Source organism: Streptomyces sp. NPDC059850, assembly GCF_042731515.1.
Classification (GTDB): Bacteria; Actinomycetota; Actinomycetes; order Streptomycetales; family Streptomycetaceae; genus Streptomyces.
In genome coordinates, this window is the sequence record NZ_JBHWJI010000088.1 from 1 (window position 1) to 25,675 (window position 25,675).

17 protein-coding genes are annotated in these 25,675 nt (G+C 72.7%); 4 read left to right on the forward strand and 13 right to left on the reverse strand.

Annotated features, from left to right (window positions below):
- Positions 1–113: 113 nt before the first annotated feature.
- The 7 genes from ACFV9T_RS40200 to ACFV9T_RS40230 are packed head-to-tail and all read right to left on the reverse strand — an operon-like array spanning position 114 to position 11,096.
- On the reverse strand, positions 114–1,091 hold the full coding sequence (locus ACFV9T_RS40200) for a BTAD domain-containing putative transcriptional regulator (RefSeq protein WP_385448142.1): 978 nt from the start codon (positions 1,089–1,091) through the stop codon (positions 114–116).
- Between the two features lie 39 nt (positions 1,092–1,130).
- Complete coding sequence (locus ACFV9T_RS40205; RefSeq protein ID WP_385448144.1) at positions 1,131–3,242, reverse strand: MMPL family transporter; 2,112 nt, start codon at positions 3,240–3,242, stop codon at positions 1,131–1,133.
- Positions 3,243–3,277: 35 nt separating this feature from the next.
- Positions 3,278–4,915, reverse strand: a complete 1,638-nt coding sequence (locus tag ACFV9T_RS40210) for a prenyltransferase/squalene oxidase repeat-containing protein (protein ID WP_385448146.1) — start codon at positions 4,913–4,915, stop codon at positions 3,278–3,280.
- Positions 4,916–4,932: 17 nt separating this feature from the next.
- Complete coding sequence (locus tag ACFV9T_RS40215; RefSeq protein WP_385448148.1) at positions 4,933–6,450, reverse strand: FAD-binding oxidoreductase; 1,518 nt, start codon at positions 6,448–6,450, stop codon at positions 4,933–4,935.
- Positions 6,447–8,261: an FAD-dependent monooxygenase gene (locus tag ACFV9T_RS40220; RefSeq protein ID WP_385448151.1), complete on the reverse strand. Its 1,815-nt coding sequence runs from the start codon at positions 8,259–8,261 to the stop codon at positions 6,447–6,449. The genes ACFV9T_RS40215 and ACFV9T_RS40220 overlap by 4 nt, the downstream gene beginning before the upstream one ends.
- Complete coding sequence (locus ACFV9T_RS40225) at positions 8,258–9,190, reverse strand: aromatic prenyltransferase (RefSeq protein WP_385448153.1); 933 nt, start codon at positions 9,188–9,190, stop codon at positions 8,258–8,260. The genes ACFV9T_RS40220 and ACFV9T_RS40225 overlap by 4 nt, the downstream gene beginning before the upstream one ends.
- Positions 9,191–9,236: 46 nt before the next feature.
- Complete coding sequence (locus ACFV9T_RS40230) at positions 9,237–11,096, reverse strand: BTAD domain-containing putative transcriptional regulator (protein ID WP_385448155.1); 1,860 nt, start codon at positions 11,094–11,096, stop codon at positions 9,237–9,239.
- A gap of 202 nt (positions 11,097–11,298) precedes the next feature.
- Here ACFV9T_RS40230 and ACFV9T_RS40235 point away from each other — a divergent pair, with 202 nt between their 5' ends.
- Complete coding sequence (locus ACFV9T_RS40235; protein ID WP_385448158.1) at positions 11,299–11,466, forward strand: hypothetical protein; 168 nt, start codon at positions 11,299–11,301, stop codon at positions 11,464–11,466.
- Between the two features lie 20 nt (positions 11,467–11,486).
- Here the strand turns inward: ACFV9T_RS40235 and ACFV9T_RS40240 are convergent, their stop codons facing one another.
- Both ACFV9T_RS40240 and ACFV9T_RS40245 read right to left on the reverse strand, forming a co-directional pair.
- Positions 11,487–14,549 carry a BTAD domain-containing putative transcriptional regulator gene (locus ACFV9T_RS40240; RefSeq protein WP_385448159.1) on the reverse strand — a complete coding sequence of 1,021 codons (3,063 nt, stop codon included), beginning with the start codon at positions 14,547–14,549 and terminating at the stop codon, positions 11,487–11,489.
- 108 nt (positions 14,550–14,657) lie between these two features.
- Positions 14,658–17,315, reverse strand: coding sequence for an AMP-binding protein (locus ACFV9T_RS40245; RefSeq protein WP_385448161.1), 2,658 nt, complete (start codon positions 17,313–17,315; stop codon positions 14,658–14,660).
- Positions 17,316–17,547: 232 nt separating this feature from the next.
- Between ACFV9T_RS40245 and ACFV9T_RS40250 the strand changes: the two genes are divergently transcribed.
- A complete protein-coding gene (locus tag ACFV9T_RS40250) occupies positions 17,548–18,078 on the forward strand; it encodes a hypothetical protein (RefSeq protein WP_385448163.1) in 531 nt (176 codons plus the stop codon).
- Positions 18,079–18,165: 87 nt separating this feature from the next.
- On the opposite strand, the gene ACFV9T_RS40255 is transcribed toward ACFV9T_RS40250, so the two are convergent.
- Together ACFV9T_RS40255 and ACFV9T_RS40260 are read right to left on the reverse strand one after the other, a co-directional pair.
- Complete coding sequence (locus ACFV9T_RS40255) at positions 18,166–19,551, reverse strand: uracil-xanthine permease family protein (protein ID WP_385448166.1); 1,386 nt, start codon at positions 19,549–19,551, stop codon at positions 18,166–18,168.
- A gap of 583 nt (positions 19,552–20,134) precedes the next feature.
- A complete protein-coding gene (locus ACFV9T_RS40260; RefSeq protein WP_385448168.1) occupies positions 20,135–20,980 on the reverse strand; it encodes a helix-turn-helix transcriptional regulator in 846 nt (281 codons plus the stop codon).
- A gap of 142 nt (positions 20,981–21,122) precedes the next feature.
- Here ACFV9T_RS40260 and ACFV9T_RS40265 point away from each other — a divergent pair, with 142 nt between their 5' ends.
- On the forward strand, positions 21,123–22,007 hold the full coding sequence (locus ACFV9T_RS40265; RefSeq protein ID WP_385448175.1) for an NAD-dependent epimerase/dehydratase family protein: 885 nt from the start codon (positions 21,123–21,125) through the stop codon (positions 22,005–22,007).
- A 101-nt stretch (positions 22,008–22,108) separates the two neighbouring features.
- A complete protein-coding gene (locus ACFV9T_RS40270) occupies positions 22,109–22,822 on the forward strand; it encodes a DUF5995 family protein (RefSeq protein ID WP_385448171.1) in 714 nt (237 codons plus the stop codon).
- Between the two features lie 6 nt (positions 22,823–22,828).
- Here ACFV9T_RS40270 and ACFV9T_RS40275 read toward each other — a convergent pair whose 3' ends face one another.
- Both ACFV9T_RS40275 and ACFV9T_RS40280 read right to left on the reverse strand, forming a co-directional pair.
- A complete protein-coding gene (locus tag ACFV9T_RS40275) occupies positions 22,829–24,538 on the reverse strand; it encodes a flavin monoamine oxidase family protein (RefSeq protein WP_385448174.1) in 1,710 nt (569 codons plus the stop codon).
- 58 nt (positions 24,539–24,596) lie between these two features.
- Positions 24,597–25,394 carry a carbon-nitrogen hydrolase family protein gene (locus ACFV9T_RS40280; RefSeq protein ID WP_385448178.1) on the reverse strand — a complete coding sequence of 266 codons (798 nt, stop codon included), beginning with the start codon at positions 25,392–25,394 and terminating at the stop codon, positions 24,597–24,599.
- Between the last annotated feature and the right edge of the window lie 281 nt (positions 25,395–25,675).

Sequence of the window (25,675 nt, forward strand, 5' to 3'; positions counted from 1 at the left end):
GACATCCGATTCCTGGCAACCCCCTCCCCCACCACCCTGGGGCTCGCTCGCTGACCCGCCTAATAAGCCACGGGCGCGGGGGTTTCCGTTCGGTAACCGCCGCGCCGGGAGTGCTAGGAGCGTTCCAGTTCCGGCGCCTGGCGCAGGATCTCCAGTTCCAGGTGCTGCAGCGCGGGGCTGGGCGAGATGCCCAGGTCCTCCACCATCCTCTTCTGGTGGGCCCGCAGCACCGACAGCGCGTCGGCCTGCCGCCCCGCCCGGTACAGCGCGAGGCTCAGCAGTTCGCAGCCGTACTCGCGCAGCGGATGGGCCTGGGTGAAGGCCACCAGTTCGGGCACCGCCATCTCGTGGTTGCCCACCGCGATCAGGGTGGCGCAGCGGCCCTCGATCACCGACAGGCGCAGTTCCTCCAGACGTACGGCCTCGGGTGTGACCTGCGGGGCCGCGGCCACCTCCGCGTACGCCTCCCCGCGCCACAGGGCCAGGCCCGCCTCGAACGCGTACAGCGCCCGCTGCGGATCACCCCGGTCCAGCGCCTGCCAACCGGCGTTGGCGTTCTCCCAGAAGCGGTGGGCGTCGACCTCGACGGCCCGGCTGTTCAGCAGATAGCCCCGCCCCCGGGTGCACAGCACCGTCGCCGGAGTGCGCGGCGCCCGGTTCGGTTCCAGGGCGCGCCGCAGATTGGCGATGTACGCGTGCAGCGAGGTGATCGCCGACTGCGGCGGACGGCCCTCCCACAGCGCCTCGACCAGTGCGTCGACCGAGACCGGCTGGCCCACCTGGCTGACCAGCAGCACGAGCGCTGCACGCTGCTTGGGCGCCCCGAGGTCCACCCACCGGCCGCCGACGGCCGCCTCGACCGGGCCCAGTACCCGGAACTCCACCCCGGGGCCCGGCGCGGGGCGGCGTGGTGGACCGGCCGCGTCCGGGACGGGCGCGTCCCGGCGCCGGGGGGTGGTGGTGTCGAGGTCGAGCGCCTGGCTGACGTACTGCTTGAGTGTTTCGTTGGCGCGCTTCAACTCCCGGACCTCGCTTTCGAGTTCCGCTATGCGTCGCGCGCCCGTGGTGCTGGGGCGGATTCCCCTGTCCATCGTTTCCGCACTCATAGGGTCCCCCGTAATCCTTCTGATTCACCTGCCGCTGTACGCGGGCACCTGATCGGGTTCGCCCGCCGGCGCCACGGCGTCGTCGTGGCGCCGGAACAGCTTGCCGGGCCACCACATCCAGCGGCCCACGTCCAGGGTGAGCGCGGTGACCAGCACCGAGCGCACCACGATGGTGTCGAGGAGCACGCCGAACGCCACCGCGAAGCCCAGCTCCACCGCGAAGACCAGCGGCAGCGAGGCCATCGCCGCGAAGGTTCCGGCCAGCACCACACCCGCCGAGGTGATCACGCCGCCGGTGGACGACAGTCCGGTCAGCGCGGCGCGCCGGGTGCCGTGGCGCAGCGTGTCCTCGCGGACCCGGGTGACCAGGAAGATGTTGTAGTCGATGCCCAGCGCGACCAGGAACACGAACGCCAGCAGCGGGAACGACGCGTCGGCTCCGGCGAGACCGAAGACGTGCTCGAACACCAGGCTGCTCACGCCGAGGGCCGCGCCGAACGACAGCAGCACCGTCGCCATCAGCAGCAGCGGCGCGACCACTGCGCGGAGCAGCACCGCCAGGATGAGCAGGACCACGAGCAGCACGATCGGGATGATCACCTTGGAGTCGCGGGCCGCCGCGTTCTCCGTATCGACCATGACCGCGGTGCTGCCGCCGACCTGCGCGTCCGCGCCCTCGATCCGGTGGACCGCGCTCCGGGCCCGGTCGACGGTGCGCATCGCCGCCTCGCTGCTGGGCTCGTCCTTCAGCTGCGCGAGCAGCACCGCCTCGCCGCCCTTGACGACCGGTTCGGCGACGGCGCTGATGCCGGACACTCCGGCCAGCGCCGACTTGACCTGACCGGCCGCGCCCGCCTTGGCCACGACGTAGACGGGGTCGCCGGAGCCGGCCGGGAAGTGCGCGGCGCGGATCTCCTCACCGACCGCCATCTGCGGCTTATTGGTGAACTGGTCCTTGTTGGACAGACCCGAGGCGTCGAGCCCGAGCGTGCCGAGCGCCATCGCCGCGAGCACCAGCACCGTGCCCGCCCAGACCAGCCGGGGGCGTCCCGAGATGGCGTTGCCGACCCGGTTCCAGACGGTCTCCTTCCGCTCCGTCTCGGCGCCGTGGACCGGCTTCGACGGCCAGAAGATCCACCGGCCGCAGGCGACCAGCAGCGCGGGCATCAGCGTCACCATGGCGAGCAGGCCGACCAGGACGCCGATGGCGCAGGCCGGGCCCATGCCCTTGGTGGAGTTCAGGACGGCGAGCGTCAGCAGCATCAGGCTGATCGCGACGGTCGCGGCGCTGGCCACGATCGCCGGGCCGGAGCGGTACAGGGCCTCCGCCATCGCCTCGTGCCGGTCCTCATGGCGCGCCAGCTCCTCCCGGTAGCGGGAGATCAGCAGGAGCGCGTAGTCGGTGGCGGCGCCGAAGATCAGTACGACCAGGATGAAGCTGGTCTGTTTGTTGACGACGAGTCCGGCGTCCCTGGCCAGCAGATAGATCAGCGCCTCCGCCGCCATCAGGGCCACGCCGACGGTGATCAGCGGCAGCAGAGGCAGCAGCGGGCTGCGGTAGGTGATCAGCAGGATCGCGACCACGACCAGCGCGGTGATCGTGGTCAGCGCGCCACCGCCGCCGAACGCCTTGATCGAGTCGGCGCCGTACCCGGCTGGCCCCGCGACGTGGAAGCCGAGGCCGTCCGCGTCCTTCTTGCCGACGTCGGTCATCGCGTCAACGACCTTGCCGAGCCCTTCCCAGCCGGACTTGTCCTTGTGGACCTGGACGAGGGTCTGGATGGCCTTGCCGTCCTGGGACTTCACCGGTCCCTGCGCCAGGCCCTTGACGTTGTCGATGCCCTGGAACGCCTGGGCGTCCGCCCGCGCCTTGGCCAGGTCGGCGCCGGTGATGCCGCCGGCCCGGTCGTAGACCACGATCGCGGGCACGGAGTCGGCGGGCATCAGCTTCTGGGCGCGTTCGACGACCGCGGTGGACTCCGCGTTGCCGGGCAGCCAGGCCGAGTTGTCGTTCTCCTCCGCGTCACCGAGCTTCCCGGCCAGCATCAGCGCCGGGACCAGTACGACGGCCCAGAGCGCGATGACGACCCACTTGCCCACCCTTCCGCTGGGCAGCGCGGCCATTTTTCGCAGCATGTGTGTCTCTCCGTGTTCCGTGGGAGTTGAGGGGGTCACCGCACCGCCTGGAGCGCGTCCCGCGGGTCCAGGACCCGCGCGCGGACGTGCCCGAGGGCGAGCAGCACCGGGATGTCGGTGAGCAGCGGAAAGTGATAGGCGAAGGGGCGCGGGCCGACCATGTCGGGCGGGCCGCCGTAGCTGCCGTCGGCCTTCTGCCGCTGGAGCAGCCAGGTCAGGGCGGTGCCGACGGGCCGTGGATCACCGGCGTGGCAGAGCGTGATCAGGCCGTAGGCGGTGCTGATGTCGTCGCTGGGTTCGCCGGGCCGCATGCCCCAGCCGCCGTCGGCGTTCTGCGTCTCGCGCACCGTCCGCTCGATCCGCGCGGCCATGGCGGCGGAGCGCGGATCGTCCGGGCCCGCGGTGCAGGCGGCGAGCCGCACCCGGAACAGGCTGTGCAGACGGCTGCGGCTCCAGCCCGGCTCGAAACCGCCGTCGGTGAGCTGGCTGTCGGCGAGAAAGGCCAGGGCCTTCCCGCGCTGCGGTGCGGTGGCCGGGTGCGGGCCGAGGGCGCAGACCGCGGCGGCCGTCATGCACGGCTCGGAGGACGCGCCCGCGACGTAGGTCGGGAAGCCGCCGTCCGCGCCCTGCACGGCCAGCAGCGCGGCCACCCCGCCGCGTACCGTCCCGGCGTGTGCGACCGGGTCGACCGCCTGGAGGAACTCCAGGGCGCAGGAGGTGTCGTCGACGTCGTTCTGCGCGACGAGCGGTGACATGGACCAGCCGCCGGTCAGCGTCGCGCCACGGGAGAGCGAGTGCAGCGCGGCGCCGCCCCGCTGGGCGCCGAGCGTCGCCGCCATCCGGCGCAGCAGGGCCGGGTCGGCGCCCGCCGCGTGCAGGGCGAGACCGCCGGTGGAGGTGCACCAGTTGTGCATCTCCAGGACGAACGGGAAGCCGCCGTCGGTGCGCTGATGGCGCAGCAGCGTCGCGAGGCCCCGGCGCACGGTCTCCTCGTGGCCGGGCGTTCCGGCGAGCGCGTGCAGCACCAGCAGGTGCATCAGCGCGTAGCCCTCCCACACCGTGGCGGCGGGGTCGGTGGCCAGCAGGGTGTCCAGGGCGGCCTCGGTGGCCCGGTTCCGTACGCCGAGGGCGTCGGCCAGGATCAGCGTGATGGACGCCTGCTGTACGGCGGCCCAGGAGTGCAGCGGGTCGGTGGGGACCTGTCCGCCGCCCGGGAGTTCGGCGTCGGCGGGCAGCGGGCAGCCGAGCACCGAGAGCACCGCGTACACCATCAGGCGGCGGCGGGTGGAGATGAAGCCCGGCGCGGCGCCCAGGACGCCCGACGCCAGGGTGTCGACGAGGGCGCTGTCGGTGCCGGGGGCGCGGCCCGCCGCGGCGCCGATGGCGCGCGCGGCGAGCACCCGGTCGAGCGTGTCCGGGGACTCCTGGTGACCGCGCAGATAGGCGAGGAGGCGGTCCCGGGCCGGGGAATCGGCGCCGGTGCGGGTCATGAGCGAGAGGGCGAGCGCGGACTCCAGCACTCTGCTCTCGCACCGCTCTCGTATCGCACCGTCGTCGTCGGTTCTGCCGCTGATGTACGCCATCAGCCGGGCCGTGGCCTGGCGTACCTCGTCCGGGGAAACCCCCTCGGGCAGCGGCAGCGGGGCCGGGCGCGCTCGATCCGCGATCTTCATGGAATGCTCCTGTCTGGTCAGCTGACGCCCTGCGCGAAGCGGAAGAACCGGTGCGGGTCGTACTTCGCCTTGACCTGGGCCAGCCGCGCGTAGTTCTCGGCGTAGTAGGAGCGCTGCCAGTCCGGCAGGCGCGGGTCGATGAAGTTCTGGTAGGTCTCGCCGTTGGAGTACGGGTCGATCACCGCGAAGCCGTCGTCGACGTACTCCCGGGCGGCGGTCTTGGCCTCGTCCGGGACCGGCCCGGCGGCGTTCGAGGTGAGGTAGCTGACCGAGAAGAGGCTGTCGCGGTGGACGTAGGCGGTGGCGTCGCGGGCGACGGTGTTGGCCCGGCCGCCGAGGGCGGAGATCTGCAGCTGGCGCATCTGCCCCGCGAACCGGTTCGCGTTGAAGGTCTCCAGCGCCTTGGCCCAGCCCTCGCGCGGCATCGTCCGCTCGAACAGTCGGCTGCGCCAGGCGCCGAACGCCGGGCGCTGGATCTTCCCGTCGGGGGAGGTGTCGGCGCGGTGGCACTGCTGCACCGTCAGCTCGGAGCACTGGTACAGCGACATCAGGACCGACTTGTACGGGGCGTTGAACTTCTGCTGGTACACCGGGGGACGGCCGACCAGCGACGTCAGCCGGGCGATCTCGCTGTCGAAGCCCGCCCCGGTGTCCACCGAGCCGAGGAACACCGAGGCGGTCGGGACGGTACCGGGGCCCGCGTCGGCGAGCGTGACGTTGACACCGCTGCCGATCGTCCACGGGGCGTCGGGCAGCCACCGGGTCCAGCCGTCCAGCATGTCCAGGGCCTGGTCGAAGGTCCATACGAGGTTGATGGCGGCCACGTCGGTCAGCGGCGAGGGCGTGACCTCGTACGACGTGACGATCCCGAAGTTGCCGCCGCCACCGCCGCGCAGGGCCCAGTACAGGTCGCTGTGGCGGTCCGGCGAGGCGGTGACGGTGCGCCCGTCGGCGAGGACCACCCGCGCCGAGGTCACCTTGTCGGAGGCGATGCCGACGCTGCGGGTGAACAGGCCCATGCCGCCGCCCTGGAAGAACCCGCCCGCCGCGACGGTGGGGCAGTATCCGCCGGAGATGCCGAGTCCGGCCGGGGCGAGGGTGTTCGCGATGTCGACGAGCTGGGCGCCGGGCCCCATCCGCACCGAACCGTCGCCGAGCACCACGGAGTTGATCCCCGATACGTCGATGACCAGGCCCGGGGTGGTGGAGTAGCCGCCCGCGCTGTGGCCGCCGCTGCGCGCGGCGACGGGTAAGCCGCAGGCCTGGGCGAAGCGGATGCAGGCGGCGACGTCGGCGGCGGAGGCGCAGTAGGCGACCGCTCTGGGGCTGGTGGCGTCGAACTGGACCTGGTAGAGCTGCTTGGCCCGCTGGTAGTCCGCGTCCGACGGGAGCACGAGGCGCCCCTGGAGCCGGTCGGCGAGGCGGCTCCACCGGGTGCCGGAGCCACCGGCCGTGGCCTGCGCGGCGCCGGTCAGCGCCGTCGTGGCCAGCGCGGCACCACCTGCGCCGGTGAGAAAGGACCTTCTGTTGATCATGCTGTTTCTTCCATGTCCGTAAGGGAGTTGGGGCGCGTGGTGTGCGCCAGGACGAGGGCGAGCGCGTCGGTCAGGGCTTCCGCCGGGTCCGTCTCGGCGCCCGTGGCGCGCCAGGCCACGTGCTGGTCGGGCCGGACGAGGACGGCGCCGGCCCCGTCCGTCTCGCACAGCCGCTGCCAGACGCCGTCGGGGTCGGTGTACTCCGTGCCCGCACCGCCGTCGCCGATCCGGACGGCGGTCACGGGGACGGACAGCTTCTCGGCGGCCCGTTCGGCGGCCTCGGTCCACGCCGCCCCGTCCGCCCCGGTGATCAGCACGAAGCCGGTGCCGGAGCCGACCAGGTCGTGGGTAGACACACGCTGTCCGTCCCGCTCGACCCAGGCGTGCGGCAGCAGATGCCCCGGGCGGGTCGTGGGCCGGTACTCGTCGCCCAGCGGTGAGCGGACCGGTGGGCGGCTGCCGTCCGGGACGACCGCGCCCTGCTCGTAGGCGAAACCGGTCTCCACATCGAGGGCCTGGCACTCGCCGCGGTGGGTGGCGAAGATCTCCGCCGCCCGGGCACGCTGCGCGGCACCGACCGGGGTGGGCGAGAAGTAGGAGAAGAACACCGGTGTGCGGCGCTCCGGCGGCACATGCGGGCCGAGGCCGACTGCGGCGTCGATGACCACCTGATGGTGCGCGGCGGCGGACATCGCCCAGCCCAGGTTGTACTGGCCGACGGGACGGCGCTCGGCCTCGTAGGTGTCGAGCAGACCGTCACCGGCGCGGCCCGAGAGCACCGCGGCGAGCTTCCAGGCGAGGTTGTGCGCGTCCTGGATGCCGCTGTTGAGGCCGAGGCCGACGGCGGGCGGCTGGCGGTGGGCGGCGTCGCCGACGAGGAACGCCCGGCCGTGGCGGTAGCGCTCGGCGAGCACCGCCTCCACACTCCAGGTGGTCACCTCGTGCAGGGTCAGCTCCAGGCCGGGCAGGCCCAGCACCTCGCGGATGCGGCCGGCGACCGCCTCCTCGTCGGTGCGGTCGATTCCGGCGAGCGGCAGGTGCAGGCCCCACTCCTCGCAGTGCTTGCCCCAGGTCGGGCCCATCTCGATGAGGGCGCTGGACAGATCGGGGCGGTAGGGGTTGAGGAACCAGGTGATGACCGAGCCCTCGGTCCACCACTGCGACAGATCCGCGGAGAAGTACGCCGTGGTGGCGTCGAACAGGGCGGGCAGACCCTCCATGCGTACGCCGAGGGCGGGGCCCACCGTGCGGCCCGCGTCCGCCGCGATCACGTACCGCGCGATGACCGTCACGGTCTCGCCGGTCTCAGTGGAGCGGATCTCGGCGGTGACGCTCTCGCCGGTCCCGTCCTCGGTCAGCGACATCAGCTCGTGGCCGAACCGGACGCGTCCGGGGTTGCGTTCCTCCGCGTGGCGGCGCAGCACCGGTTCGAGGCGCAGCTGCGGCAGCTTGGCCGGGAGCACGGGGCCGGCCGTCTCGTATCTCTCGCGCAGCGCGCCGCCGCCGAAGCCGTCCATCTCATGGATGACCCGCCCGTCCAGCGGGCCCTGGCCGGTGAGCGTGGTCTGCCAGCGGACCTTGCCGAACTGCTCGGGCGCGGCGGCCGGTCCGGCCACGTCGTCCGCGAGGCCGTACTGGCGGAAGATCTCCATCGTGCGCTGGTTGAGGTAGTGCGCCTTCGGCAGGCGCGAGGTGCCCTCGCGGCGCTCCACCAGCAGGTGGTCGACGCCATGGCCGGAGAGGAAGACGGAGGCGGCCAGGCCGGAGCCGCCACCGCCCACGATCAGTACCGGAACTTCTACGGTGCTCAAGATTTTTTCCTTCCGAAAGCGGGGAGCTGCATGATCTCCGGCACGCCGGAACCCCACCGGTAGTAGGACTGGAGCTTGTAGTACTCACCGCCGGGCTGGGAGGCGACGGCGTAGACGAACTTGGTGTCCGGGTCGGCGCGTCGCACATGCCGCACGAACAGCCCGATCCGCTCGTCGAGTGCGACGGGCAGGGAGGCCGGGTCCGTCGTCGCCACGGCGAGGCAGATCCGCGCGATGGCCGGGGAGTCCCAGTCGAGGGTTACGTAGACGCCGAAGGCCTGGCGGCCGAGCCGGAGCATCTGCTCGCTGGGTTCGGCCTGGTCGACCTCGCGGAGCATGGCTCGTACGGACTCGGGGGCGATGCCCCCGGCGGGCGGCTCGCCGAAGTAGATGTTGACGGTGCGGTGGCGGTAGTCGATGCCGAGCAGGCCCACGGTGTCGCCCAGGCCGTGCCGGGCGATGAAGCCGAGGCTCTTCCCCAGGCCGCGCGGCATCGACGGGAGACCGGCGAGCTTCGTGACACTCTGGAGGGCCGTGCGGGGCAGCACCACCCAGATCTTCTTGAACCCTCCGACGACACCGAAGTCGATGCCGTAGCCGTCGACGGGGCAGGTGTCGCGCAGCTCCGCGAGCAGCCGGGCCACGGGGTGATCGGTCTTCTCCAACAGCCCGTTGTCCACGGCGAGTTGGTACGGGTCGATGTCCTGCGGCACGGTGAACCGGCAGTCCAGCTCCGCCGCGCGGCGGGTGCCGGTCGCCACCCGGAACGCGACCACGGCCTGGGGGAGATCACCTCCGTACAGGTGCAGAATCCGCAGTACGTCGTCGGGTGCGTACGCCACCTCCAGCAGGCCGGCCGCTTCCTCGATGGCCGAGTAGAGGGCCTGTACCGCGTCGTGCCGGGTGACCGGCGGGGCTGCCTCACTCATGGCAGTCACCTTCCTTACGTCTCGTAACAGGTGCTGTGGCACGGGCTCACCGGGGCAGCTCCCTGCGGGGAGTCGTGTCCGCGTACAGCAGGACCAGCGGGTGGAAGCGGTAGCGGTCCTCGCCGAGGGCGCCGTCGGGCTCCGCGAAGAGCAGGCTCGCGTCGACGAGTTCTTCCAGTGCGCGTTCCGCGTCGGCCTCGGCCAGGCCGGTCACCTCGCCCGCGAGATGGGCGGTGAAGGGGCCCGGGCCCACCGAGGCGAGCCAGGGCAGGGTGGTCGCGGTGGCCGGGCTCAGCCGGGTCAGGGCGCGGCCGAGGGTGCGGGTCAGGTCGAGGTTGCCGTAGCTCAGGGCGGCGAGCCGGGTGCCCGGGTCGGCGAGCTGGGCGGCGAACCGGGCCACGCTCCGGTTCGGGCGGGCGGCGAGCCGGGCGCCCGCGATCCGCAGCGCGAGCGGCAGCCCGGCGCAGTAGCGCACCAGGTCCCGGACCGCGGCGGGTTCGGCGCGGATACGGTCGGCTCCGGCGGTCTCGGCGAGCAGCGCCACGGCGTCCTCGTCGTCCAGGGGTCCGAGGCTCATGGTGTGGGCGGCGGGCACGGTCGCCGGCCGCGCCCGGCTGGTGACGAGCAGCGCGCTGTCCGGGTTGACGGGCAGCAGCCCGGTCAGCTGTACGTCACTTGAGGCGTCGTCGAGTACGACGAGCAGCCGGGAGCCCGCGATCCGGGCCCGGTAGCGGCGCACCAGCTCTCTGAGGCCGTGCCGTGCGGTCTGCGCGGGGTCCCCGGTCTCGCCGAGTGCGGCGAGGATCTCCGCGAGGACGGCCGCGGGCGGGCGGGCGGCCCCGTCGGCGTCCTGGAGGTCGCCGTGCACCACACCGTCCGGGAACGCCTCGGCGCAGCCGTGGGCCACTTCGGCCGCCAGGGCCGTCTTCCCGCTGCCGGGCATCCCCGTGACCAGCGCCGTCCTGGGCCGGGTGCCGGGGCCCGAGGGGCGGCGCAGCAGCAGCGACCTGAGCCGGGCCGCCTCGGCGGCGCGCCCGGTGAACGCGGCGGCCCGGGCGGGCAGCAGCCGGATCGGCCGTCGCGGCGGGTCGGCGCTCCCGCCGCGCAGCATCCGCAGATAGGCCTCGCTGAGTTGCTGCCCGGGCACGACGCCGAGCTGTTCGTCGAGGATGCGGCGGCCTTCGCCGTAGATCTGGACGGCCTCGGCCTGCCGGTCGGAGCGGTGCAGTGCGGTGATGAGGTGGGCGCGCAGGTTCTCGTCCATGGGGAAGCGGGCCACCAGGGAGAGGAGTTCGGGCACCAGGGAGCGGTGCCGTCCGAGCGACAGGTCCGCCTCGATGCGGCGCTCCAGCGCCTGCGCCCGCAGGTACTCCAGGCGCGGCCGCTCGCACCGCAGCAGGTGCTCGGTCACGTTCTCCAGGGCATGGCCGCTCCAGCAGTCGAGCGCGTCCCCGAGCAGTCTGCCCGCTTCCTCATAACGGTTCTCCTCAAGGGCCTGGCGGCCGAGCCGGTCGAGCCGGTCGAAAGAGAGAAGGTCGACCTCTGCCTCGCGGGCGTCGAGAACATATCCCGGCCCTTTCCGGAAGATTCGCACCCGGTTCCCGAGCATTTTTCTGAGCCGGGAGACATAGGTATAGATCTGCGCGTTCGACGTGAGCGGCGGCTCGTCTCCCCACAGCGCGGCGCTCAGCCGGCTGTCGGCGACCAGAGTGCCGCGTGCGAGCAGCAGCACCGCGAGCACGGTGTGGATTTTCGTCCCGGACAGCGGGACCGCCGCGCCCGCCCGGGACACGGAGACCGGACCCAGCAGCCGGAATTCAAGCGTCCCCGGCGCGTCCGCGCCCGGGTCAGCCGGCTCGGCGGCTCCTTCGGCGGGCCGGAAGGCCACACCAGCAGAGTTCAGCACAGCGCAATCTCCATCCCGCGAAATCTCCTGTGAATTACCGTCCAGAAGCCTATACACGGGCGCTTTTCGCGCGCTTTCGAGTCGATTTCGAGTACGCGAAATAGCCGCGAAACCACGTCAAAAGCGCGCACTCGTAGGATGCTTGCAGAAGGTCACCAGAACACTTCCGTAGCATTTCGATAAACCATGAGGAGATTTCATCATGCGTAAGCCCCGTATGGTCGCGAGCGCGCTCGCCGGCACCGCGCTCCTCTTTCTTCCTCTGTTTCTCGCCGTGGGCGCCGGGCAGAGCACGGGCGATCTGCCGTGGACCGGGATCAGAGCGCAGGGAAGTGCCGGTAGCGGTGAGGACGATCTGCCCTGGACGTGACGCGCGGCTCAGCGGTCGGCTCAGCGGTCGGCAAGCAGACAGGCCAGGATTGATCCGTCGATGGGGCGGACCGTGTCGTGCGACTCCAGCACCTCACGCAGCCGCCCGGCACGCCGCTCCCACATCGGCGCGTTGAGCGTACGGAACTCCTCCTGGGCCCAGTCCAGGGGCTCACCCGCGCCGGTGCCGCCGCGGATCGCATCGGCGCAGGCGAGGTGGGTGACGATCCGGGCCTGGAGGAACCGGTCGCCCACCTCTTCGGCGAGGCGCAGCGCCCGCAGCAGGCTGGCGCGGGCCTTGTGCGGCTCGTTCTGCCGCCACCGCGCCTCGCCGAGGGCGCACAGGCCGTGGGCCTCACCGAGCCGGTCGCCCTGGCCGCGGGTGAGGCCCACCACGTCGTGGCAGATCCGCTCCGCCTGCGCCGACCGGCCCGCGCCGATCAGCGCCTCGGCGAGCCGGTAGAGGTTCTGGGTGCGGCTGCGCAGCGACCCCGCCTCGTAACTGACCTCGATCGCCTCGTTGCTCAGCTCCACGCCGCGCTCGGGATTGCCCTGCTCGATCTCGATCTGAGCGAGCAGCCCGAGCGCGTGAGAGAGGCCCGAGTTGTCCACGGACCGCCGGAACAGCACCAGCGACTCCTCGCAGTAGCGGGCCGCCTCGGCGAGGTCGCCGAAGAAGCGGGCGCACACCGCGAGGTTGCGGCGCACGATGGCCCGGCCCTGGGTGTCGTCGCTCCGCTCCAGATGGGTCAGGGCGGTGAGCAGCCGCTCCCGCGCCTCCTCGTAGCGGCGCTGGTAGATGGCGAGCGTCCCCAGGGAGCGGAGCATGGTGCCCGCCCCGCGCGTGTCGCCCGCGCGCCGGGCGCCTTCCAGGGCGCACTCGGCGGTGCGCCGCCAGTCCTCCAGGTAGTTGCGGGTCTCGTAGAACGGAACCGTCCCCACCGCGAGGAGCCAGGCGCGGTCCGCCTGCCCGTCGCGCACCGCCTGCGCCACCAGGGCGCCGAGCACCTCCCGCTCGCCCTCGAACCACTCGATGGGGTCGGCGACGAGTTCGCTCACCGTCTCGCCCGGGACCGGCTTGGGGAGTCCCGGGCCGTCGTACGGGGCCTCGCTCTTGCCGTACAGCTGCTCCTGGGCGGCGTGCACCAGCGTGAGCACGGCGGTCAGGACCCGCTCCAGGGTCCGCTCGCGCTCCCGCGCGCTGTCCTCGGCCAGGCACCGCTCCCGGGCGAATTGGCGCATCAGGTTCTGGAAGCGGAAGCGGGTGCTGCCGCCGGGCGCGGGACGGACCTCCAGGAGCTGGGCGTCGACGAGGCGGTGGAGCAGTTCCTCGGACGCGCCCGGGGTGATACCGAGGACGGGGACGCCGATCCAGCCCGGGAAGTCGGGCACGTCCAGCATGCTCAGCTGCCGGTAGAGCCGCGCGGCCTCCACCGACAGGGCCCGGTAGCCGAGCCAGACGCTCGAGCGCGCCCCGCTCTCGCCCGGGCTGAGCACGCTCACGCGCTCGCGGCGGTCCTCCATCCGCGCCGCCATCTGGCGCAGCGTCCACCGGTGGTCGGACAGCAGCCGGGTGGCGACGACCCGCAGGGCCAGCGGAAGCCGGTCACACAGTTCCACCAGGCGCCGCGCCGCGGCCGGTTCGGCCGTCACCCGGTGCTCGCCGATCGTGGCGGCGAGCAGGTCCAGGGACTCGTCCGGGCTCATGGCGCCCAGTTCCACGCGGGCCACGGCGAACGACCCGGCGAGTCCGTCCAGCGGGTCCCGGCTGGTGACCAGGACCCGGGCGGGACCCCGGCCGGGCATCAGCGGCCGGATCTGGTCCACGGAGCGGGCGTCGTCGAGGACGACGAGCAGCCGTCTGCCGTCGAGGGTGCCGCGGTAGAGCGCGACCCGGTCCTCCAGGCCCGCGGGGATCGAGGCGCCGGGCACGCCGAGCGCGCGCAGCGCCCGCTCCAGGGCCGCCTCGGGGGTGCCGGTGCCGTCGGGTCCGTGCGGGTCCTGGAGATCCAGGTAGAGCTGGCCATCGGGGAAGCGCCCCGCGACGCGGTCGGCCCAGTACAGGGCGAGCGCGCTCTTGCCGACCCCGGCGGTGCCGCTGACCGCCGCGATGCGGGCCGTCGTACCGCCCGCGTACCCGGGGGGCGCGGGCACGAGCCGCCGCAGCAGCTCCAGTTCGCTCTCCCGGCCGACGAACGGTTCGGGCGACCGGGGCAGCTGGCGCGGCACGACGACAGCGGCGGGGCCGGGAGCGGCATCGGGAGCGGCGCCGGAACCAGTGGCGTCGGGAGCGGCGGTGTCCGGTGCGGGCGTGGTCCGCGCCGGGGCCCGCCCGTCGCCTTCCAGCACCGTGCGGTGCAGTTCCCGCAGTTCGGCGCCCGGCTCCACGCCCAGCTCCGCGACCAGGACGCGGCGCCCTTCGCGGTAGCAGTCCAGCGCCTCGGACCGGCGGCCCGACAGGTGGTACGCCCGCATGAGGATGGCGCGGGCGTACTCGCGCAGCGGGTGTTCGGCGACGACCGGGCCCAGGCACTCCACCACCGACCGGTAGCGGCCCTGCTGGAGCTGGACGGCGGCGTACTCCTCGGTGAGGTTGGTCCTCAGCTCGGAGATCCGGCCGACCGCGCCGCTCAGCGCGCTGCCGTCCATGCCGTCGAGCACCGGCCCCGACCACAGCGCGAGGGCGTCCTCGAAGCGGGCCGCGGCCTCGTTCGTGTCCCCGGCCTCGGCGGCGGCGCGGGCGGCGGCGGACGATTCGTACAGGTCGGCCACGTCGACGTAATGGCCCTCCCGGTGCAGCACATAGCCGGGCAGCTGCGTCTCGATGAGGCCGTCCACGCCCGCCTCGTCGCGGAACGTCTTGCGCAGCGCGGAGACGCAGATGGCGATCTGGTTGCGGACGGTCGCGGGCGGATCGCTGTGCCAGACGGCGTCCGCGAGCGCGTCCACGGAAACGACGCGTCCCGGAGTGAGCAGCAGTACGGCCAGCACCGTGCGCTGCCGTGCGCTGCGCAGCAGCAGTGGCCGACCGTCCACACTCACCTTGAGCGGACCCAGCACCTGGAACGACAACTGGGGCGCCACACCGCCTCCTTCCAGGACTGAAGCACGCCCCGCCCCCCGCGAAGACACTGCGGTGTCATTCTGTGAAGGAAACCTGTTCTTGACAACACGGTTCTGTGGCAACTCACGCTACGTACCGATCGTTTCGTTCCCTTCCTGCGAATCCAGCGGGTTTCGCCACGTTCCGTCACCAACCGTCCGGTGACCCTCCGCTAATTGGCGTACACGAACCAGGCGAACCGCGACCTCTTCGCGCACGCGGTCCCCCGCCCGGCCGTTGGCCAGGACGACGAGGCCGCGTCCCGTGCGCGGGGAGAGCACCGACGCTGCGTAATGGCCGGGCGAGGCCGCCTCGTACCCGAACTCCGTGCCGGATCCGAGGGCATCGCGCATACGGGCCGCGGTGTCCCGGCCGAGCAGAGCGAGCGGGGCGCCGAGCACGGAACGCCGGACCTCCAACGCCACCTCGGCCAGGTCGGCGGCAGTGGTCCACAGCTTCGCGGGATCATCCATGGCCCGGCGGGCGCCGTCGAGCGGACGGCCGGCGGCGTCGTGGCCCACGCGGGCCGCCGGGGCGCCGGTCCTGCCCTTCGTACGGGGCGGGGGCCCACCGAAACAGCTGTCGTCCAGGCCGAGCGGCCCGAGCACCAGGCGCCGCATCAACGGGCCGAACGCCTCGCCCGTGGCGTCCTCCAGCAGCGCGGGCAGCGGTGCGGCACCCGCGTCGGCGCGGCGGCCGCCCAGCAGGTCCGCCAGGGTGACCGGCGTGTCCCCGGCGCGACCGACCTCGGCGTCCGGCGCCAGCAGCCCCTCGTCCACCAGGCGCAGCGCGCCCAGGGCCGCCACGTGCAGGCTCAGCTTCCCCACCGGGAAGGCGGTGCGCGGGGTGATCGGCCTGCCCGCACCGTCGCTGCCCGCGGCCTCGACCGCCACCAGGGCGCCGTCCTCCAGTACGGCGACGCAGGCGCCCGGCACCCGGTGGGCCGCCAGCAGCTCCGCGAGGCCGCACCCGCCGAGAAACGCGCGCGGCCGCGGCGAAGCCCGCCCGCCGGAGCCGTCCGGCCCGCCGCGCCCGCCCTGCCCGCTCTGCCCGTCCCGCCCGTACGGCCCGGGCAGCGCCGCGCGCTCCACCCGCCCGTCGGCGTCGCGCGGCACCTCGTCGAGGAGGGTGACGCTCGCGGGGACCAGGTGCCCGGGCAGCCGCCGCCCGCAATGGGCCGCCAGTGCCGCCGCGTCCAGGCCCTGCGCGCCGGGGCGCGGCACCACGTAGGCGGCCAGGCGCACATCGCCCGGCGCGGCGTGTACGCCGATCACGACGGCCTCGCCGACGCTCGGGTGGTCGTACAGCGCCTCCTCGGTCTCCGCCGGGTCGGCCCGGTGGCCGCGCACCCACAGCTGCCGGTCGGTACGGCCGAGCAGCCGCACCTCCCCCGCCGCCGTCCGGCGCGCCGGCTGCCCGGTGCGGTGCATCCGCGTCCCCGCCGGGCCGTAAGGGTCGGGGACGAACCGCCGCGCCGTCAGCGCGGCCCGGCCCACATAGCCCCGGGCGACGCCCGGACCGGCCACGTACAGCTCGCCCACCGCGCCGTCCGGGACCGGCAGGCAGGCGCCGTCGAGCACCCGCAGCCGGGTGTCCGCGCCGGGACGCGCGGGGTTCAGGAGGGTGCCGTACGAGGTCTCGGCCGTCCCGTACGCGGTACGCAGCCGCCCGGGGCCGAGCAGCCCGGCGAGCCGGGCCGCCGCGGGCCCCGGCTCCCCGCCCGCGACCACGAACACCCCGGCCAGCGCCGCGCTCCCCACATCGCCCAACTGCCGTGCCAGCAGCTCTATATGACTGGGCGCCAGAATCAGGAAGGCGAACGCGGCGGCTGCCGCCAGCCACTCCCCCAGCTCCGCCAGGTCCAGGGCCTGCGGTGCGAGCAGCACCCGCTGCCCGGCGCACAGCGGCGCCCACAGGCCCGTCGCCGCGAGTTCGGAGGCGACCGACGCGAACACCGCCGTGCCGCCGTCACCCGCGCCGGTCAACTCCTCTGCCGCCGCCGTCACATGGTGCGCCAGACCGCGGTGAGTGACCGCCACGGCGAGCGGGCGCCCGGCCGCCGCGGGCACCTCCGTCACATACGCCACGTCCTCCGGATCCGGCGCCCCGGCCAGCGGCTCGTCCGAGTGCCGGGCCAGCGCGCCGCGGACCTCGGGATCGTCCACGTACCGGACCTGCCCCCAGGCCCCGTCCGGCCCGTACGCCACTTCGCTGACCAGGACCCGCGCCCCCGTAGCGGCGAGCAGCGCGCGCAGCCGGGCCGCCGGGAACTCCGGGTCCAGCGGCAGACACCCGGCCCCCGCCTTCCACACGCCCAGCGTCACCGCGTGCAGCTCGGCACCCCGCCCGAGCAGCACCCCCACCAGCGTGCCGCGCCCCACGCCCAGCGACCGCAGATAGCGGGCCCAGCGGTTCGACTCCGCTTCGAGCCTTCCGAAGGACAGCGCGAACCCGTCACCCCGCACCGCCGCCGCCCCCGGCACCCGGCGCGCCTGCCGTCCGACGGCCTCCGCTACGCACCCACCCACCGCGCTCGCCCCCTCCGCCGTACGACGGCGCAGCCCCGCCGGGCGCGGATCGGTCCACACCTCCTCCACCCGGGTCAGACACCGCTCCCGCGAGCCGCTGGTTCCCTCGGCACGCCAGCCGCCGGGCAGTTCACGATCGGTCCACCAGATCGAGTACTGCCCCTCGTCGTTGAGCACGACGCGCCACTCCGCGGGGGCCGAGGTCTGTGGTTCGGACAAGGCTGCTCCTGTCGGGTCCATGGGCGCTCCCTGGGGCGGAAGAGTCGAGTCCACCCTGCCCAGGTGTGCCATACCCGGCCTATGTTCGGCGACGTTCACCGGCGGCAGCCAAGAGATCGCCAATCGCCAGCAGAGGATCACGGGTTGTACTGCGGTGGTGACGCCGGGCCCGGCACTCGCACGCATCCCAGTTCTGTCAGGAATACGGCACCTGCCAAGAAGGAGCACCCTCATGAACGGCTTCTCGACGCGACGGTTCACCCTCACCGCGATCGCCGCCTCGGGCGCGTTCGCGGCGTCCCTGGCGCTGGCCGGTTCGGCTGTCGCCGTGGCTCCGGGGACGGCGACGGCCTCGTACGACTGCGCCACCGCGGGCAGCGGAACCGTCACGCTCACCGCGGCCGACTCCGGCGGTAAGACGGTACGGATCGACTCCACCGACATCCGCACGCAGTTCCCGCTCGGCGCGAACACCGTGACCGCGACGCTGAAGCTGAACAAGACGTCCGGTGGTGCGACGAGTCAGGTTCAGTTCTCCGGCACCGTGCACAAGGCCGCGAACGCGGGCGACCCGCTCGCCTTCGGTCCGCTCCCGCTGGCTTCCGGGTCCCTGGCCACCGGTGACACCACCGACTCGGTCGTCCTGACGGGGAAGCCCAGCGCGACCAACTGGTCGCTGAAGTTCACCGTGAACGACCCCGCGGGCAGCTTCACCTCCTACTGCACGGCCACCAGCAAGCAGTCGACCGCGCTCACCTGGTAGTCCACGGCCCTCATCCGGTAGTCCGTGGATACGTCGCGTCCCCCGGGAACCCACGCTCCCGGGGGACGCGGCGCTGGGTCCCCGGGCTCAGCCGGACGTCGCCCTGTCGTCCCCGTAGGCGCCGGTTCCACCGTCCAGAAGCGGCCCCTGCCGCTGGCCCGACGCCCGGGACAGCCAGCGCAGACCGTGGTATCCCGTGAGCACGATGAGAGTGCCGAGAGCGATGCCGTTCACCTCGAAGTGGTCGGTGAACTTCAACGAGACCCCGCCGATGGCGACGATGATGCCCGCGGCGGCGGGGATGAGATTCAGCGGCGTGGTGAAGTCCACCTTGTTCCTGATCCAGATCTGCGCGCCAAGCAGGCCGATCATGCCGTACAGGATGACGGTGATGCCGCCCAGCACACCTCCGGGGATGGCGGCCACGACAGCCCCGAACTTGGGGCACAGCCCGAAGAGCAGGGCGAACCCGGCGGCGGCGTAGTAGGCGGCGGTGGAGTAGACCCGGGTCGCCGCCATCACGCCGATGTTCTCGGCGTACGTCGTGGTGGCCGGGCCGCCGACCGCGGTGGAGAGCACCGTGGCCGTACCGTCGGCGATGATCGCCGTGCCCATCTTGTCGTCCAGGGAGTCACCGGTCATCTCCCCCACGGCCTTGACGTGTCCGGCGTTCTCGGCGACCAGCGCGACGATCACCGGCAGGGCGACCAGGATCGCGGAGAGCGAGAAACTCGGGGCGTGAAAAGTGGGAAGGCCGATCCAGTCGGCCTTCACGACGCCCGAGAAGTCGATGCGCCAGTGGTCCGTGACCTTGCCGGAGCCATCGGCCGAGTGGATCTGCCCCGCGGTCCGGTCGAGGACCCAGGACAGTACGTAGCCGAAGACCAGGCCCAGGAAGATCGCGATGCGCGACCAGAAGCCTCGCAGTACGACGAGGGCGAGACCGGTGAAGAACATCGTGGCGAGGGCCGCCCACTGGTCCTGGGGCCAGTACGTGCTGGCCGTCACCGGCGCCAGGTTGAAGCCGATCAGCATGACGACCGCACCGGTCACCGTGGGCGGGAGCACGGCGTGGATGATCCGGGCGCCGAGGATCTGGATGACAACACCGCAGCCGACCATGCAGAGACCCACCACGAGCATCGCGCCCGTCAGGGTCCCGATGTCGCCCCCTTGCCCGGCGATCACCGCGGCCACACCGACGAACGACAGCGAGGAACCCAGGTAGCTGGGCACCCGCCCGCGCGTCATCAGCAGGAAGAGGACCGTCGCCACACCGGACGCCATCAGGGCCAGGCCGGGGTCCAGGCCCATGAGCACCGGGGCCACGAAACACGCGCCGATCATCGACACCACATGCTGGGCGCCGAGCCCGATCGTCCGGCTCCAGGTCAGGCGCTCCCCGGGCTTCACCACCTCCCCCGGCCGCAGGTGCTTGCCGTCGCCGTGCAGCATCCAGCCAAATCTCGCCATGGTCTTGCTCCATCTCCGTGACGCCCTGCACATCACAGAGCCGAACGAGTAGTGGCCGAACACCACGACCGGCCGTACAGAGGTTCCCATACGCGCCAGAAGTCACCAGCACCCCGATCATGGCTCGCGCCCCGGCCAACGCGCAGCGGCCCCGCTCCCCCACCCCGGCCCCCAACCCACGCGGCGCCCCGACCCCACGCCCGGCCCCGGCTGCGCGGCGTCGGGCGGCGTCGGGCGGCGCACCGTGGGACATTCCCCAAGCCCGCCCCTCCCCGAAACCGGGGACACCCCGGACCCCGGCACGCGCGCTGCCCGGGCCCGGCGCGGGCGGAGTCCGCCACCACGTCGGCAGCGCGTACGACGGCGGCCGCGCACCGCAGGCCCTGTCCCCCAACCGGGGGCACCCCGGCCCCGACGCACGCGGGGCGGCGCCCGCCCGCGCCCCGACACCACGCCCGGCGCGAGCAGCGCCTGCGGTGGCGGCCGCGCACCGCAGGCCCTGTCGCCGACGCCACGCCCAGCGGGGCCCGGGGTGTCCCCGGTTTCGGGAAGGGGCGGGGTGGGGGATGAAGGCCCCGCGGGGTCAGGGGCTGGGGGTCAGGTCCTGGAGGCCTACCACTCGTAGCAGCTCCAGGCGCTCGGCCGACTCGCTGCCCGGGGCCGCCGTGTGGACGATCAGGCGCTGGGCGTGTTCCGTGCTCAGCAGCACCTCGCACTCCAGCTCCAGCGCCCCCACCACCGGGTGCACGAACCGCTTGACGGTCGAGCGGCGCACCGCGACCTCGTGGTTCTCCCACAGCGCCGCGAACTCCGCGCTCCCCGCGCGCAGTTCGGCGACCAGGGCCGCCGGGCCCGGGTCGTCGGGGCGGGCGGCGACCACCGCGCGGAGGGCGGCCACGTGGGTGCGGGCGTGCTCGCCCAAGTCGACGGACGGGAAGATCGCGGTGCCGGGGCGCCGGAGGAAGAAGCTGCGGAGGATGTTGCGGTCGCCCGGCGGGCGGGCGGTGATGTCGCCGACCAGGGCGGCCGCCATCGCGTTCTGCGCGAGCACATCGCCCCAGTCGGTGATCACCTGCGCCGGGGTGTCGTACAGCCGGTCCAGGACCCGCAGCAGCCCCGGGCGCACATGCCCGGACGTGGTCGTGTCGCGCGGCGGTTCCTCCCCGACCAGGTGGAAGAGGTGGTCGCGCTCGTCGTCGGTGAGCCGTAGCGCACGGGCCAGCGCGGTCAGCATCTGGCGGGACGGGCGCGGGCCGCGGGCCTGTTCCAGCCGGGTGTAGTAGTCCGTGGACATGCCGGTGAGCTGGGCGACCTCCTCCCGGCGCAGTCCGGGCGTACGCCGCCGAGGGCCGGGCGTGAGCCCCACGTCGGCGGGGCCGAGGCGAGCGCGGCGGCGGCGCAGGAAGTCCGCGAGTTCCGTTCGGTGCACGCCCACCATCGTCGCGCCACGGCCCGCCCGTATCCAGGGTCTGCCGATCCCTGGATACGGAGGTCTCTCCCGGTGTCCTGGTCAGCGGGCGCAGGGTGAGCCCGTGAGCCCAACCAATCGAGACGAAGGGCGGTTGTTCGCGATGCCGTTGATTCTGGTGACGGGTGTGACGGGCCGGGTGGGACAGCGGTTCGCGAAGCGGCTGCTGGCGGAGGCCCGGTCCGGGAACGAGGTGCGGGTGCTGGTCCGCGACGAGGAGCGGGGCGCGCCGTTCGCGGCGCTCGGCGCGCAGGTGGCGGTCGGCGATCTGCGCGAGGAGAAGGATCTGCGGAAGGCGATGGACGGGGCGCACGCCGTCGTCAACATCGCGGCGGCGTTCCGCGGGGTGCCGGACGAGGAGGCGTGGGCGGTCAACCGGGACGCCGCGGTGGCCCTGGGACGGGCCGCGGTCGAGGCGGGCACGAGCCGGTTCGTCCAGGTCAGCACGAACACGACGTACGGCGCCTCGCGAGGGCGGCCGCTGGTGGAGGACGACGAGAGCGTGCCCGGCGGCGCGCTGTGGGGCGCCTACCCCGCCTCGAAGGCGGAGGCCGAGCGGGAACTGCTGGCGCTGCACCGGGATCACGGCCTCGACCTGCGGATCGGCAGTCTGGCCTTCGTGTACGGGGACGGCGACCCGCATCTGGCCGAAGCGCTCCGGCTGACCGGGACCTGGCCCGGGAACCAGCGGCTGGCCATGGTCCATCACGCGGATGTGACGCAGGCGCTGCTGCGGCTGCTGCGCGCCCCCGGCGGTACGGCGGGCGGCTCGGTGTCGGGGCGGAAGTACAACATCGTGGACGATGCCCCGGCGACCATCGTCGAGTTGCATCAGATCCTCGGGGTGCCGCTCCCCGAGGGCATGACCGAGCGGACGGACGGCGACACCTGGTGGGGGTGCACCTCCAATCTGCGGCTGCGCGAGGAGCTGGGCTGGCGTCCGCTGTACCCGTCGATGTGGACGGCGCGCGACGCGGGGGCGCTGTAAAGCGGTGGCGCTGTAAACGCGTCACGAAACGCTCCGCCGTACGGGGGATGTGACGGCACACCGACTGCCGACAAGCGGCGCGCGCTGTCACGCTGCTCCCCATGACGATGCCGATGCCGATGCCCGCCCAGCGGCTCACCCCGCCGCGCACCGTGCGGAGCGTCGTGGCGCGCATGAGCGCGCTCGGCGCGGCGCTGCCGCCCGAGGACGGGGTGGCGGTCTTCAACCGGGTGTATCTGCGGGTCACCGAGGAGGTCGGCCGCCGCCTCGGCACCGGCGGCTTCCAGGACCCGGCCGCCACCGAGGAGTTGGACGTACGGTTCGCCTGCCGCTATCTGGCAGCGGTCGACGCGGGGGCGGCCGGGCGGCGGCCCCCGGCCTGCTGGCGGCCGCTGTTCGAGCTGCGCGGCCACCCCGGCGTCCGCCCGGTGCAGTTCGCCATGGCCGGGATCAACGCCCATATCGGCCATGACCTGGCGCTCGCGCTGGTGGACACCTGCCGGGCCCGGAACACCGAACCGGCCGCCCTGGAGGACGACTTCGACCAGGTCGGGGCCATGCTGACCGAGATGGAGCAGCGGATCCGGGAGGAGCTGATGCCCGGCCCGGATCCGCTGGAGGCGGCCGATCCGCTCACCCATCTGATCGGCTCGTGGAGCCTGGACAAGGCGCGGGACGCCGCGTGGGCGTCGTTCCGCGCCCTGTGGGGCCTGCGGGCGCTGCCGGAGCTGGTGGAGGAGTTCACGGAGCGGATCGACAAGACCGTGGGTCTGGTCGGGCGCTGCCTGCTCACTCCCCTGCCAGCCACCGGCTAAGGGGGCTCAGTCCTCCGGGAGTTCGACGGGCGCGATCTCGTCGTACACGTCGCCAGGACCCGGGTTGTGCGCATCGGTGGCGCCGCCGAAGCGGTGCATCACGCCCCACACCGCGTTGAGCGCGGTCTGTACGGCGCCCTCGGCCCAGCCCGCGGTCCAGGAGATGTCGTCCCCCGCGAGGAAGATGCCGCGCTGCCCTTCCGGCAGCCGGTCCTGCATGAAGTGGGTGAACAGCCGTCGCTGGTAGCGGTAGTGGCCGGGCAGGTTGGCCTTGAACGCGCCCATGAAGTACGGCTCGTTCTCCCACGACACCGTGACCGGGCTGCCGATGATGTGCTTGCGGATGTCCACCTTCGGATAGATCTCCGACAGCGACTTCAGCATGACCTCCATCCGCTCGTTCGCGGACAGCGGCAGCCACTTGAGGCTGTCGTCGCACCAGGTGTACGAGAGGCAGATCACGGCGGGCTGGTCCGGGCCGTTGTCCAGGAGGTACGTACCGCGGGTCATCCGGTCGGTGAGCGTCATGCTCATCGTGTCCCGGCCGGTCTGCTCGTCCTTGTCGAGCCAGAACGGCCGGTCGACGGGGACGAAGAGCTTGCTGGACTCCATGTAGTGGGTGCGCTCGATCGCCGTCCAGTGGTCGATCGGGAAGAGCGAGTCATCGCAGTCGATCTTGGAGAGCAGCATCCAGGACTGCGCGGTGAAGACGACCGACCGGTACGAGCGGATGTCACCGTCCGCGTCCGTCACCACGATCCTGTGCCCCGCGGCGCGGTGCAGCCGGGTCACGGCCGGGCGCGGCGCGCCGTCGTGGAGGGAGGACAGCGAGGTGCCCTGCGCCCAGTGGACGATCTTCTCGGGCTCGCGCTCCCACAGCCGCAGCGGAAGCTGCTGGCTGCCGCCGACGATGCCGCGGTGGTGGTCGTCGGCCTCGGTGTAGACGACGCGCAGGATCTCCAGGATGGAGTTGGGGAAGTCGGTGTCCCAGCCGCCCGTACCGAAGCCGACCTGGCCGAAGATCTCGCGGTGGCGGAAGGACGTGAAGGCCGAGGAGTTACAGAGGAAGCCGTAGAACGTCTGGTTGTCGAGCTTCTCCACGAGCTTCGCCCAGATCTCGCGGATGCGCGGGACGTCGCGCTCGCGGATGGCGCGGTTCATGTCGGAGAAGTCCGCGCCCTCCTCCAGGCAGGCGTTCCAGGCGTCCGCGACCTCGCGGTACACCTGCGGCAGGTCGTCGATGGTGCGGGCGTAGTGGGACTCGCCCTTGAGGTCGACGACCGTGGACGGGGTGTCCGGGGCCAGCGGGTTGGGGAACGGCTCGGTGACGAGGCCGACCAGGTCGATGTAGTGCTGGAGCGCGGTGGAGGACGGCGGGAACCGCATCGCGCCCATCTCGGCGGTCAGTTCCCCGTCGCAACCCTCGAAGCCGACGGTGCGCAGCCGCCCGCCGATCCGGTCGGCCTCGTACACGACGGGCTTCAGGCCCATCTTCATCAGCTCGTACGCGGTCACGATGCCGGACAGCCCGCCGCCGATGACCGCGACCTCGCTGCCGTGCTCGGTCGCCGGTATCTGGCCGAGGCCCGCCGGATGGGCGAGGAAGTCGTCGTAGGCGTACGGGAAGTCCGGGCCGAACATGGTGACCGGCGGAAGGGTGTCGGTGTGCTCGGACTCGTGCTCGTCGTGGACGGCGGTGGGCACCGTGGACGTCATCGGGTACGGACTCCTTGCGGATCGAGCGAGGGTGAGGGTGAAGGTGAGGGGGGCGGGGTCAGCCGAGGGACCCGTACAGCCCGGGGCGGCGGTCGCGCAGGTAGGGGTTGATCCGGCGCGAGGTGGCCAGCAGCCTGGGGTCGGCGTCGCCGAGGACCAGTTCCTCGGAGCGGCCCGCCCGGGCGCGCATGGTGCCGTCGGGACCGGCCAGGCAGCTCAGCCCGATGAAGTCGAACTCGCCCTCGGGGCCGCTGCGGTTGACGTACGCGATGTACATCTGGCTCTCGAAGGCCCGTACGGGGACGAGGGATTCGGCGACGAACTGGAAGGGATGCATCTGCGCGGTCGGCACGAGCAGCAGATCGGTCCCGGCCAGGGCGTGGGCCCGGACGTTCTCCGGGAACTCCACGTCGTAGCAGATCATGATGCCGATGGTCAGCCCGCCGAGCGTGGCCTGGACGACGGGGGTGTCACCGGGGGTGAACCAGTCGTTCTCGAAGCAGCCGAAGAGGTGGGTCTTGCGGTAGTTGGCGAGCGCGGCGCCGTCGGGGCCGACCAGGCGGGCGGAGTTGTGGACGGCCTGCCCGGCGCGCTCGGGGTAGCCGCAGAGGACGGCGATGCCGTGCTCGGCGGCGATCTCGGCCACGGCCCGGCCGCTCGGCCCGTCGGCGGGCTCGGCCATTCGGTGGACGCCGTCGCCGATGGCGTAGCCCGTGAGGAACATCTCGGACGTGACCAGCAGCCCGGCCCCGTCCGCCGCGGCGCGCTCGGCGGCGGCGTCGAGGGCCTTGAGGTTACGGGTGGGGTCGCCGGGGTGACCGGAGCTCTGGAGCAGGGCGGTGCGCAGCGGCGGCATGGAGACCTCTGGGGAGACGTGACCGTACACAGAAAACGGTACGTTGCGCCGAGATCGGCCGACAAGCCGCGATCGTTGCGCGCTCCGCGTGGATCCGTTACGCGTTTTCTGCCCCGTACGGCGATTCATTGCGTCGATGACTCATCGCGGCCATTCATGCGCCGGGGGGCGGGGGGGGGCGGGCGACACCCGCCCCCCCCCCCCGCAACCCAAACCCCCAATAATAAAAAAAAAAAAAAAAACACACACAAAAAAAGGAAAAAATAAAAAGACATAAAGTG